Origin of the sequence: Allokutzneria oryzae, from assembly GCF_042429765.1 — a bacterium.
Lineage (GTDB): Bacteria > Actinomycetota > Actinomycetes > Mycobacteriales > Pseudonocardiaceae > Allokutzneria > Allokutzneria oryzae.
In genome coordinates this window covers 182,583-194,733 of record NZ_JBHLZU010000014.1, presented here as the reverse complement: position 1 = coordinate 194,733, position 12,151 = coordinate 182,583, and the positions used below count along the sequence as shown (strand labels likewise).

The window sequence follows — 12,151 nt, the reverse complement described above, 5'->3', positions numbered from 1 at the left end:
AGCACCACCTCACCACCCCCCTGGCGCCCTCACCCCCGTGCCCCTCTTCTCGCGTTTTGTCACCTTGATGCGAAATGGGAGCGCTCTCTTGCGCATTAAGGTGACAAAACGCGAAAAACCAGACCCCGCCAGTTGGCCCACGCGTGCACGGGGGTGCGGGGGTGGCGCCACCCCGGGGCATCGGGACGATTTGCGGGACAGGCTCGAGAGACCGTCCTGTCGCGATCGGCTCTGCTGAGCGTCAGGCCACCGTGTCCGGAGCGAAGTAGTCGCGCAGCAGCGCGATCTTCCCGTCGCGCAGGCGGAAGATCTGCACCAGCGACATGGTCACGGTCTCGCCCGCCACGTCGAAGACGGGGTCGATCTCGGCGATGAACACGTCGGGATCAGCGGTGTGGTGCAGCACGTACCCGGACTTCGCCGTGTTGACCGTGCCCTCGGCGGCAGGGCCTCGCGCGTCCGCCGACCGCTGGTAGTAGGCGGCCATTCCGGAGCGGATCGCCTCCCGGCCGGTCAGACGGCGGGGGAAGACGTGGTCAGCAGGGACGAGCGGAGCCTCGAACACGCCGTCCTCGGTGAAGAGTTCGGCGAGGGCGTCGGCGTCGCGGGTCAGCGTTCCGGCGTGGAGGTAGCGTCCGAAGATCTCCTGCGGGGTGGTCGGCAAGACGCGCTCCTGTGTTCGGTGGTGCTCGGCGGATCGAGGTGGCGTCCGCAGTATGCGCGCGTGAACTGGCTGGCGTCATCGGCGTTTTCGCGCTTCGGCACCTTGGTGCGCCGAGTCCTGGAGAACTACCCGCCACCACCCCACCCCACCCCACCACCCCATCACCCACGACGGCCATTCGCGGGCTTATGGACTTCCCTGGAGGCGCGGACACGTCCATAAGCCCGCGAATGGCCGAGTGACTGCCTCCTCCGGCCTGCGTCAGAGTCTGGTGGCGGAGACGGTGACTCGGGTGCCGAAGCGGTCGGTGAGGACCGCGTCGATCGGTGCGGTCACCTGGAGCGCCGAGAGTGATCCGTCGTTCCGTGGTGCGACTTCCACGGCGATCGGGTGTCCGGCGTGGGTGCTGAGTTCCGCCTCCCACCTCGCCAGGGATGCCGGATCGGTCACTGGGACGGTCCGCAGGGCGGGGAGATCAACGCGGTCCCCGTCGTAGGGGATGCGAGTCACCGGGACGACGAGAACGCTGGGGTGTTGGCGCCGAAGCCTTTCCGCCGCAACGGGATCGCGGGTCACGACATACGCAATGGTCCGTCCGTCGCGCGAATCGAGCACGGCGTCGTCAAGGGGCGCAGGGGCGCTGCGCGAGCTTGCTGACAGCTCCTCCACCAGCTCCGAGTACCGCTGTGCCAACGCCGGTAGCTCCGACGCGTCGGCCACGGCTCCGTCGCAGGCCAAGTCGCCGACCAGGCGGTCACCATCGACCCACAGCATCAGCCCGAAGTCGAAGCCCGGCTCCAGGGGACCGGTCGGCGGGTTCAGGGGCGTCGCGGTCACGTCCGTCAGTTGGGGCACAAGGCGATCGCCGAAGGTCTGCAAGGCGAACTGAATCCCGAACACCGGGTGTCGTCCGGGTCGTCGTGGCGGTGCGAGATCCGGCGGCAGCGCCTCGAACGGCAGCCGTCCGTGGTCCAACGCGTTCAGGCGTTCGCGGTGCACCGTCCTCAGTGGATCGTCGCTGTCCAGTTCGAGCCGCAGCAGGAGCAGGTCACGCGCGCCGCTCACTGTCTGCTCGTCCTCGGGGTGCCATCGGTGTGCCACCGGGACCGCGATGAGCATGTCCTCGCAGCCGGTGATCTCGGAGAGCAGGAGGCTGTAGGCCGTCAACAGCACCGTGAACGGCGTCGTGCGCTCCGCCGCTGCGCGCCGTCGTACCGCACTGGTGAGTTCCGGCGACACCACGACGGGGGTGCTGCCGCCCTCGCCGGCCTTACCTGACAGGCGCAATGCCGGAGCGCCGATCAGTCGGTCTCGCCAATAGTGTTGTGCGGCAACGGCTTCTGGGCTGACGAGGTAGGCGCGCTCGCGTCGCACCTGGTGTTGCGCCGACGGCGGTTCCGGAAGCGACTTGCCCGCGTAGAGCGGCCCCAGCTCCTCCAGCAGCAGCGCCAGTGACATGCCGTCGACCGCGATCCCGTGCACCGTCAAGGTGAGGACCTGGTCGTCGGACAGGGCCGCGGTGAGCAGAGGGGGGCGGCTCGCGTGCGGTCGCGGCGGTTCCGAGCCGCGTGTCAGCGGAACCGGGAGTGGCGGGTGGATGAGGCGGACGAAGACGCCACCGATGCGGACGTAGGCCGTGCGGAGCACCTCGTGGCGGGCGACGAGCGCGGTCAGGGCCGACGAGAGCGCGTCCGGATCGAGCGGTCCTTCGAGGGCGAAGGCCAGCGTCCGGACCCCGCTCGGCGCCTCGGCGAAGCGGTCATCCACGCGACCGCGCTCGATGTGCAGAGCCGGGGCGAGCCGTTTTCCGCCTGACAGCACCGAAACCAGCTCTGGGCGGGCCGAACGCACGGCCGTGCGGGCCTCGTCGGTGAAGACGCCCGGCGGGGCGAGGAAGCGGAGCTCGTCGTTCTCCGTCCACAGCTCGACACCTCGGTCGACCAGGGCGCCGATGGACGCGGGCAGGTCAGACACAACCGGCCTGCATGGTGTCGTCGTCCACCCGGTTCCCGTTCGTGGTCAGGGCGTTCGCCAGATCCCTTGCCAGTGTGGCAACACTCGCGCCGTCGAGCACCTGGCGCAACGCGAGCGAGACGCCGAACCGGTTCGCGAGCACGTTGCGCAGCTGCGTCGCCATGATCGAGTCCACGCCGATCGCGGTGAGCGGCTCCTCCTCGTCCAGGTCGCCGCCGACGACCCCGATGACCGGCGTGAGCGATGCCCACACCTCCGGGACCAGCCGCAGCCGGGCGGCTTCCGGCGACAGGCCGCGCACGTCCTCCAGCACCGCGTCCTCGCGTGCCGATGCCGAAACCGGCTCCTGTCCGAGCATGGCGAGGAGCTCGGGCCGAGTCCGCCGCATCACGACGTCCTTGGCGCACGCGATGATCCGGCCGTCGGCGGCGAGCACCTCGATCCGGCCGCTCAGCTCGTGGCCGTCCCGGTGCTCGATCTCGGCTCGTGCCCACAGCTGCCCCTGCTGGACCTCCGACGGCGTCGGCAGGTCGAGCGAGGCCAGACGCATGAACAGCATGAGCCCCTCCGACGCGGGCACCAGGGCGTTGAACAGCTGCATGCACGCATCGAGGACCCCGATGCCGAGGCCCGTGGCGGTTGACGGGTCCGGCTCGGCCCGCAGGCGAGCCAGGATCTCGTTGTCTCCCAAGCGCCACAGGTTGTCGATCAATGCCACGCTCGGGCCGAGGTCGAGACTCCGGTCCTCGCGCATCGCCTGGTAGAACTCCGCGCCGGAGGCCGACGGCTGATCGGTCGGCAGGTCCACGTGCTGCGTAACCCACTGGTGCTGCGCTCGCACGAAGACACGGGCGTGCTCACACCACTCGCCGCCGTCGCCGTTGTCCTGTCGGAGAGCGACGATCCGGATGTCGTCACCCGCGATCGTGTGCACAGTCCGCTCTTCGCCCTCGGGGACGACCAGAGCCTCGATGACTGCGAGGTTCTCCAGCCGCAGGTGCCCATCGGCGCCCTGGCGACGCGTTGCCGCCGCAGCCAGTTCGGCGTACACCCCGACGTGCGCGAGCCCGGCGGTGTCCGCCAGGTGTGCGGCACCGTCATGAGCGAGAACGGTCTCGAACTGCGCCTCCGGCAACGGAGACGCCACCCTGCGGCCCAGTAGCCCGTCAACCCGGTTCCGTGGGCGAGCGGCGCGGTGCAGGCCGTCGAGCCAGAGCTTGCGGCGCTCGAACGGGTAAGTCGGCAGGGCACAGGGACGCCCCTGGGCGGGGAGGGAGACCGGCACTCCGAGCGTGTACAACGCGCCGAGACTGCTCAGCAGGTGGTGCGCGTCGTCCTGCTTGCGCTTCAAGGAGGACAGCCACGACGCCGCATCGGGGTCGCCGCGCAGACCGAGGTCGGTGAGCGTGCTGTCCGCGCCGATCTCCAGGAAGCAGGTGACGCCGGAGTCGATCAGCGCGCGCACCCCGTCCCAGTAGCGCACGGGCTCGCGCATGTGACGCCGCCAGCGGTGGGAGTCGGTGAGCTCGCCGCGCTCCGCCAGCGCGCCGGTGAGGTTGCTGGCAAAGGGGATCGTCGGCTCGGTGATCGCGACCTGCTCGACGATGGCCTCGAAGCGGTCCAGGATCGGATCGAGCAGGCGGGAGTGGAACGCGTGCGAAACAGGCAAGCGTCGCGATGAGATTCCCTGCCGCGCAAGGCTTTCCGCGAGTTCGCCGATCGCGTCGGCGGCACCGGAGAGCACCACCTCGCCCGGTCCGTTGTACGCGGCGATCTCGACCTGGTCGGCGAGCTGCCCGATCTCGTCGGGGGAGGCGAACACCGCGAGCATCGCGCCCTCGCCGGAGGGCAGCGTGGCCATCAGGCGGCCGCGCTCCACGCACAGGCGCAGCCCCTCGCTCCAGCTCAGCGCGCCTGCGGCACACGCGGCGGCGTACTCGCCCAGGCTGTGCGCGGCCACCGCGGCCGGAGTGACCCCGAGGGAGGCCCACAGCCGGGTGAGCGCGGCCTGGACGGCGAACAGGGCGGGCTGCGCCACTGCGGTGTCGGTGATCGGCTGTCCGTCGTCGCCGGTGTTGTCCGGGTAGAGGACGTCGACGAGCGAGTGACCGAGAACGCGGTGCGCTGCGGAGTCGATCTCCTCGATGGCCTCGCGGTAGGCGGGCTGCGTGACGAACAGCGCGCGGCCCATGCCGACCGACGCCGTCCCCTGGCCGGAGTACAGGAAAGCGACCTCGGGGGCTCCGTCGCGCCGGACCCGGCGAGCTGCACCGCGGCCGTTGGCGACCTCGGTCAGCTGGTCGGCCATGGCGGCGGCGTCGCCCGCCACGACTGACGTCCGCCACGCCAGCCGGGAGCGGCCGGTGTTCGCGGTGCGGCACACGTCCGGCAGCGCCGCCGAGCCCTCGCCGCGCAGGTGGTCGGCGTAGCGGCCGGCGAGTGTCCGGAGCGCGTTCTCGCTGCTGGCCGAGACGGTGAGCAGGTGGACGGGCGAGTCGGTGGCGGGAGGAGCGGCAGGGGGTTGTTCCACCAGCACGTGGACGTTGGTGCCGCTGAAGCCGAAAGCGCTCACGCCGGCGGTTCTGGGACCGCTCCAGTCCACAGTGGACAGCGGGATCTCCGCGCCGGCCGCGTCCAGGTCGAGCGCCGGGTTGAGTTCGCGGACGGGCTGGCCCGGGATCGCGCCGTGCTGGACGCACAGGACGGCCTTGATCAGTCCGGCGACTCCGGCGGCGGCCTCGGCGTGACCGACGACGGCCTTCGCGGAGCCCAGCCGCAGCGGCCGGTCCGAGGTACGGGTCCGGCCGAGCACCGCGCCGACCGCGCCGACCTCGATCGGGTCGCCGACGGCGGTGCCCGTCCCGTGGCACTCGACGTAGCCCACGTCGTCCGGCCTGAGCCCGGCGTCGGTGAGCGCGGCGCGGATCACCTCCGACTGCGCCCGCCCGCTCGGCACCGTGATGCCGTTGGAGCGGCCGTCCTGGTTCACGGCGCTGCCCCGGATCACCGCGAGGACCGTGTCCCCGGCGGCCTGAGCGTCGGAGAGCCGCTTGAGCACGACCACGCCGCAGCCCTCGGCCCGGCCGTAGCCGTCCGCGCCCGCCTCGAACGTGCGGCTGCGCCCGTCCGAGGACAGCGCTCCCATCCGGGAGAGCACCGTGGACAGCTCCGGCAGCAGGACCAGGTTCACGCCACCGGCCAGCGCGAGGTCGGACTCGCCGCTGCGCAGCTGGCGGACGGCGTGGTGCACGGCCAGCAGCGACGACGAGCACGCCGACTCCACGGCGAGCGCGGGTCCGCGCAGGTCGAGCAGATAGGAGAGGCGGCCGGCGGCCATGCTGAGCATGTTGCCGGTGAAGGCGTAGGGGCTCAGCAGCTCCGGGTCGGCCTGGAACTGCCGGTGCAGGTAGTCGGGGCTGATGATCCCCATGAACACCGCTGTGTTCGTGCCCGCCAGCTCATCCGGCGCCTGGCCCGCGCGTTCGAGCGCCTCCCAAGCGACCTCCAGGAACAGGCGGTGCTGCGGGTCCACCGCGGCGGCCTCGGTCGGGGTGAGGCCGAAGAACGGCGCGTCGAAGGCGTCCACGTCCTCCAGCAGCAGGCCCGCCCGGTCGGCTTCGCGGCGGGGGAGCACCGGTTCGGCCCGCTCCAGGACGCGCCAGTACGACTCCGGGCTGTCCGCTTCGCCGGGGAACCGGCAGGCCATGCCGACGACCGCGATCGGCTCGCGCGGGTGCGCCATGCTCGCTCCGTCCTCGTGGTGACTGTGGCTGTCGTCATATCCGTATATCTGTGATCACGGTGACCGTCGCCATCAGCCCATTCCGTAAACGGACTGCAAATGTGTGCCCGGCGCAGTCGGTCGAGAATCGTTTTCGCGATTTCGGATGGGGCGCTCGTTGTGCGGTCATCGCGCTTGGGGCGACACCGTAGCGCCCATGTGACGGCTGCGAACAGCTGAGGTTACGGACAATGGCGCAGTTCACAGCGAACCTCAACACCGTGTGAAGCCCTTATTACGTTTGGCCTGTCGTCGTACTTTCGCTTGACCGATCAAGCGCGTCTGGTGTTAGCCTTCTTCCCGTCACGGCCAAGCCCTGTTCGCGCCCATCGGTGAGCGCGGCGGGAGGCTTTTCACAGCTTCGGTTCGGCGCCTTCAAGGACGAGCTGCCCGAACTGGCCGGTAACCCAACGCTCATACCCAGATCTGGGGCGGCCTCGCCGCCCCTGTTGTGAGGAAGAAGAAGAATGTCCGTAAGTGTCCGTGAGGTCACCGAAATGCTGCGAGCCAGCGGGGAGGCGCGAGAGCAGCTGTTCTCCGAGGCGCGCCGCCGCCGTGCCGACGCGCACGGTGACGTGGCGGTCCTGCGCGGGGTCGTTGAGGTCACCAATCTCTGCCGGGTCAACTGCGACTACTGCCCGATGCGGCGGGACAACACCGCGGCCAACGACATCTACGTGCTCGACGCCGACCAGATCGTCGCCCGCGCGCGAGCGGTGCACGCGGCCGGGATCGACGTGGTCTTCCTCCAGGCCGGGGAGATCCCCAAGACCACGAAGATCGTGGGCGAGGCCATTCCGCGCATTCGGGAGATGTTCGACGACAAGGTCGAGATCCTGCTGAACCTCGGCAACAAGAAGCGCTCGGAGTACGAGTACCTGAAGGACCAGGGCGCGACCAGCTACATCCTCAAGCACGAGACCAGCGACCCCGCGCTTTATGCGAAACTTCGTCACGAAACGTTCGCGTCGCGGATGCGGTGCATGGAGGACCTGCTCGATCTCGGGTACAAGGTCGGCACCGGCGCGATGGTCGGACTCCCCGGTCAGAGCCTGGAAAGCATCGCCGAGGACATTCTGCTGGCGAAGCGGCTCGGCGTGCACATGTCGAGCATCGCGCCGTTCATCCCGGCGCCGGGAACCCCGCTGGAGAACCACGCCTACGGGGACGTCGACGTGGCTCTGAACGCGATCGCGGCGATGCGGATCGTGCAGCCGGAGTGGCTGATCCCCTCCGTCAGCGCGCTGGCGAAGACCCGCGCGGACGGCCAGCTCCTCGGTTTTCAGGCGGGCGCCAACGTGATGACGATCAACTTCTCCGACGACCAGTACGCCGGGCAGTACCTGATCTACGGCAAGGACCGGTTCGTGGTCCGCCGCGAGCACGCAGCCAAGGCCCTGTCCGGGGCCGGGCTCTCCGTCACCGGTTCGGTGTTCGTGCGACGCGACGAGCTGACCTGTGGTGCCACGCGATGACACGCCCCGACAAACCCGCGATCGTCATGGACGACCGGTGTGTGACCTACGGCGAGCTGGACGAGCAGGTGACGCGCATGGCGCACCTGCTGCGGTCCGCGCTCGCCCCAGGTGAACGGATCGCGGTCCTGCTCGACACCTGCCCCGAGTACCTCGTCACCTGTCTCGCGGCCGAGCTGGCCGGGATCGACTTCACGCCGGTGAACGTCCGCCTCACCGCCGACGAGGCCGCCTACATCGTCAACGACAGCGGCGCGCGCCTTGTGGTCACCTCCACCGGTGCGGCGGCGCTGGCCACCGCGCTCGTCGGCCGCACGCCCCAGGTGTCGCGCAGGCTGGCCGTCGGCGGCCCGATCGAGGGTCACCAGGACTTCGCCGAGGCGCTCGCCGCCCAGCCGACCACCCCGCTCGCCCAAGGCCGGGTGGGGCGCACCGTCGTGTACTCCTCCGGCACCACCGGGCGTCCCAAGGGGATCCTGGCCGAGCGTCCGACGACGGGCGGCCCCGGCGACTGGTTCGTGCCGATGCTGGCCGACCGCTTCGGGGCCACCGCCGACAGCGTCGGCCTGACCCCGGGCCCGCTGCACCACGGCGCGCCGCTGCGCTGGTCGCGCGCCACCCTGAAGCTGGGCGCGACGCTCGTGCTGCTCTCGCGCTTCGACCGGCGCGGCCTGCTGGAGGCGGTGGAGCGCCACAAGGTCACCCACCTGCAGCTGGTGCCCGCGATGATGCTGCGCGTGCTGAAGCTGTCCCCGCAGGTGCGCGCCGGTTACGACCTGTCGAGCCTGCGGGCCGTGATGCACACGGCCGCGCCGTGCCCGAGCGAGGTCCGGGCCGAGTGGATCAGCTGGCTCGGCGAGAAGGTGTGGGACGTCTACACCAGCTCCGAGGGCTTCGGGTGGACGATCATCAGCGCCGGGGAGACGGCAGGGCGGCCGGGTTCCGTCGGCCGCCCGGTGAACTGCGAGATCCGCGCCTGTGACGACGCGGGCAACGAGCTGCCGCCCGGCCGGACCGGCGTGCTGTGGTACTCGGGGCCGGACGGCGCGCCCACGCCCAACCGGATCGCCTACCACAACGCGCCGGAGAAGACGGCCGCCCTGTACAACAAGCGGGGCTGGGCCACGGTCGGCGACATCGGCCACGTCGACGAGGACGGCTACGTCTACCTCACCGACCGCAGGTCCGACGTGGTCGTCGCCGGCGGGGTCAACGTCTACCCGCGCGAGGCCGAGGACGCGCTGCTCGCGCACCCGGCGGTCGCCGACGCCGCGGTGATCGGCGTGCCGGACGCGCTGATGGGGGAGCGGCTGCTCGCCGTGGTCGAGCCCGTCGACTCCGCGGAGACCGGGCCCGCGCTCGCCGCCGAGCTGATCGCCTTCTGCCGCGGCAGGATCGCCGCGTTCAAGTGCCCGAGGAACGTCGAGTTCGTCGACCGCCTGCCGCGCGGGGCCGACGGCAAGCTGCGCAGGAGGCAGGTCCGCGACGCCTACCGCGCCGGTGCCGACAAAGGCATCGCGATGGTGATAAACGGCAGCAAGCTGTGCACCTGCTGCCGTGGTGGCTCTCGGGTCGGGTCGAAGTGACCACGAGCCTGGAGGGCGTGTTCCTCGGGCAGCTCAAGCACGTGGTGGTGGAGCTGCTGGCGGACGGCCGTGACCAGGAGGCCCGCGACCTGGCGTGGCGGGCGAGGGACAGGTATCCGCGCCAGCGGGCGCTGACCGCGCTGTGGGTCGCGGAGACCCTGTGCCGGGTCGGTGACCCGGACACGGCCGTCGCCGTCCTGGGCGAAGCGCTGGACGAGGGAGTCTGGTGGTGGGGCGAGGTCCTGACGATCAACCCGCCGCTCGCGCCGATCCAGGACCGGGCCGACTTCGCCGAGATCGTGCGCCGCTCGGAGGAGTGCCGCGACCGGACCGACGTCGTCGTGGCACCGACGGTCCACGAGCCGGACTCCGAGCCGGTCGGCGTCCTGGTCCCGCTGCACGCCCGCACCGACCGCCTCAAGAGCTTCGCGCGGCGCTGGAGCTCGGCCCGCGACGCGGGGTTCCGCGTTGTCGTGCCGCAGAGCGGGCAACTCACCACCTCCGATGGCGACGTGGGCTGGGTCGACGAGCGCCTCGCGCGTGAGCAGGTCGCCGGGCTCTGTTCCGAGGTGGCGGGCGACCTGCCGCTGGTGCTCGCCGGGTACTCCCAGGGCGCGAGGTTCGCGTTGGAGTGGAGCCTCGCCGGCGCGATCGCCGATGTCGCCGGGTTCGTCGCGCTCTGCCCGCCCGAGGACCGGATGCCCGTCGTGACCGGTTCGTCCGACCGGCTCCGCGGTTACGTCCTCACCGGCGAGCACGACGACGACCGGCCCGCCGCCGAGCGGTTCGCGGCGGACCTCGCGCGCAACGGGGTCTCCTCCGTGCTCGACGTCATGGCCGCGACCGGGCACAGCTACCCGGCCGACTTCGCGCAGCGGCTGCCGCGCGCGCTGACGTTTGTCCTGCCCGGCGCCGCCAACCGCTGACCGCTGGTCGCGACCCGGTCCGGTTTTCACTTACCAGCAAACGGATTCGGCGTTCCCCGTCGCGCGACGCCCCGTTCGCCGCCGTCTCCTAGTTGACTGCCTGTCCGTCGGTCTCGATTTCGTCGAGACCCGGTAACGCCGACGCGCTCGTCGGAGACGGCCGCACTCACGGCCAGCAGGGTGCTCGCGCGCGCTTTCCCTTGGTAGTCAACGCTGTTGCGCTCCCCGTGGGGCCGCGCCGACGAAGTCACGAAGCTGGGAACGCCTGGTAACGGGGAGTAGTCGGCTTGCGCCGGGAGGCATATAGTCGGCCGCCCTGCCGAGGTGACGCATCGGGCAGAGGAACAACCCAGCATCCGCTTCGGCGCGGCCAAGGAGCGCAGTGACCGGCACCAGCCAGACCCAGCAACGTGTTGCGTTCGCGGCCATCGCGCGTGCGCTGGCCCAGTGCCAGAGCGACGGACTCACCGGCAGGCTGCACGTGCTGGGCAACCCCGGTGGGGTGGTTCACCTCCGACAGGGCGTCGTGGTCGCGGTCAGCAGCCCCGGAGCGCCCGACGCCGAGGTACTTCTGTTGCGTTCCGGCAGAATCAGCGAAGGAGACTGGATAGCCGCACTGCGCGCTGGCGCCGAAACCCGGTCACACCAAGCGGAACTCGTCGCGCGCGGCAGCGTGGGGGAGGCCGAGCTGCGGCTCGTCTCGATGATGGCCGCGCAGGACGGCGTCTTCGCCGCGGTGGCGGGCACCATCGAGGACTACATGGTCGACACCCATTCCGCCGAGGTGCTGCTGCCGATCAAGCGCGGCATCGACCCCGACTGGCTGCTCCGGGAGACCTCCCGGCGGCTGGACGCGCTCGCCTCGCTGCCGCGATCCGTCTCGCCGTACCGGGAACGCGTGATCCCGGTGCCCGGGATGGAGCTGGTGACGAGCGGCTTGACCACGGCGCAGCAGGAGATCCTGGCCCGGGCGACCGGCAGGCGCAGCGCGCGCGACATCGCCTTCATCATCGGCCGCAGCGTCTACTCGGTGACGATCGAGGTCTCCCGGATGCTCGGCCAGGGCTTGGTCGTGGTCGTCTCGGGTGCCTCCGCAGCGGCGGCCTCCTCGCTGGCGCGCGCCGTCGCGCCGCGCGCGCGGCACAAGCGCGCCACGAAACCCAACTCCGTCGCCCATCCCAAGGGCCTGCTGCCGCGTCGGCTGCCAGGGGCGAGCGGCGTCTCCGATTTCCTGGCCCCGTCGAGATCATCGGGGTGGCAGGCGCTGCCCCGGCTGCTCAGCCGGATGCGGGCCAACCCATGGACGACCCCCGGAGCCACCGGCGGCGAGGGTCCTCACGAGCCAGAAGGGAAAAGCATGTGAACCATAAGGCGCTGGCCGCCGAGCTCCACGCGTTGCGGGAGCAGGTAACGGGAATCACCGACACGGTGATAGCCGCGTCGGACGGACTGCTCATCGTGGCCGATACGGAGGACACGATCGACCCCGCGGGCATCTCCGCGCTGGCGGCCGCCGACCTCGGACTGGCCCGCCGCACCACCGCCGTCACCCGCCAGGGGACGTTGCGACAGACCGTCGTCTACAACAGCGGCGGCTACATGGCCGTGTACGCCGTCGGCAAGCGGGCGCTGATGGTCGTGCTGGGAGACGAGGGGCTGAACATCGCACGACTCCACCAGGAGTCCCAGCCCGTGATCAAGCGCATCGACTCGATCCTGTCGGCCTCCTGAGCGAATCAGCTGCG

The 12,151-nt window shown here is 70.7% G+C and carries 8 protein-coding genes; 5 read left to right on the top strand and 3 right to left on the bottom strand.

The genetic code is table 11. The features are described 5' to 3' along the window. Positions 1-241: 241 nt before the first annotated feature. From ACFFQA_RS17010 to ACFFQA_RS17000, 3 genes are all read right to left on the bottom strand, one after another. Complete coding sequence (locus ACFFQA_RS17010; RefSeq protein WP_377852938.1) at positions 242-664, bottom strand: nuclear transport factor 2 family protein; 423 nt, start codon at positions 662-664, stop codon at positions 242-244. A 261-nt stretch (positions 665-925) separates the two neighbouring features. Then, positions 926-2,638: a condensation domain-containing protein gene (locus ACFFQA_RS17005; RefSeq protein ID WP_377852937.1), complete on the bottom strand. Its 1,713-nt coding sequence runs from the start codon at positions 2,636-2,638 to the stop codon at positions 926-928. Next, positions 2,631-6,380: a type I polyketide synthase gene (locus ACFFQA_RS17000; RefSeq protein WP_377852936.1), complete on the bottom strand. Its 3,750-nt coding sequence runs from the start codon at positions 6,378-6,380 to the stop codon at positions 2,631-2,633. The genes ACFFQA_RS17005 and ACFFQA_RS17000 overlap by 8 nt, the downstream gene beginning before the upstream one ends. A gap of 536 nt (positions 6,381-6,916) precedes the next feature. Between ACFFQA_RS17000 and ACFFQA_RS16995 the strand changes: the two genes are divergently transcribed. From ACFFQA_RS16995 to ACFFQA_RS16975, 5 genes are all read left to right on the top strand, one after another. Then, positions 6,917-7,894, top strand: coding sequence for a radical SAM protein (locus tag ACFFQA_RS16995; protein ID WP_377852935.1), 978 nt, complete (start codon positions 6,917-6,919; stop codon positions 7,892-7,894). Beyond that, a complete protein-coding gene (locus ACFFQA_RS16990; protein WP_377852934.1) occupies positions 7,891-9,480 on the top strand; it encodes an AMP-binding protein in 1,590 nt (529 codons plus the stop codon). The genes ACFFQA_RS16995 and ACFFQA_RS16990 overlap by 4 nt, the downstream gene beginning before the upstream one ends. Beyond that, on the top strand, positions 9,477-10,406 hold the full coding sequence (locus ACFFQA_RS16985) for an alpha/beta hydrolase (RefSeq protein WP_377852933.1): 930 nt from the start codon (positions 9,477-9,479) through the stop codon (positions 10,404-10,406). Before ACFFQA_RS16990 ends, ACFFQA_RS16985 begins: the two co-directional genes overlap by 4 nt. A 382-nt stretch (positions 10,407-10,788) precedes the next feature. Further along, a complete protein-coding gene (locus tag ACFFQA_RS16980; protein ID WP_377852932.1) occupies positions 10,789-11,769 on the top strand; it encodes a hypothetical protein in 981 nt (326 codons plus the stop codon). Continuing rightward, on the top strand, positions 11,766-12,137 hold the full coding sequence (locus ACFFQA_RS16975; protein ID WP_377852931.1) for a roadblock/LC7 domain-containing protein: 372 nt from the start codon (positions 11,766-11,768) through the stop codon (positions 12,135-12,137). Before ACFFQA_RS16980 ends, ACFFQA_RS16975 begins: the two co-directional genes overlap by 4 nt. The last annotated feature ends 14 nt before the right edge of the window (positions 12,138-12,151 follow it).

What these genes read in the sequence shown, in the direction of transcription:
- ACFFQA_RS16995 (WP_377852935.1), top strand. Translation starts at nt 6,917, where the DNA reads ATGCTGCGAGCCAGCGGGGAGGCGCGAGAGCAGCTGTTCTCCGAGGCG.
- ACFFQA_RS17000 (WP_377852936.1), bottom strand. Translation starts at nt 6,380, where the DNA reads ATGGCGCACCCGCGCGAGCCGATCGCGGTCGTCGGCATGGCCTGCCGG.
- ACFFQA_RS16990 (WP_377852934.1), top strand. Translation starts at nt 7,891, where the DNA reads ATGACACGCCCCGACAAACCCGCGATCGTCATGGACGACCGGTGTGTG.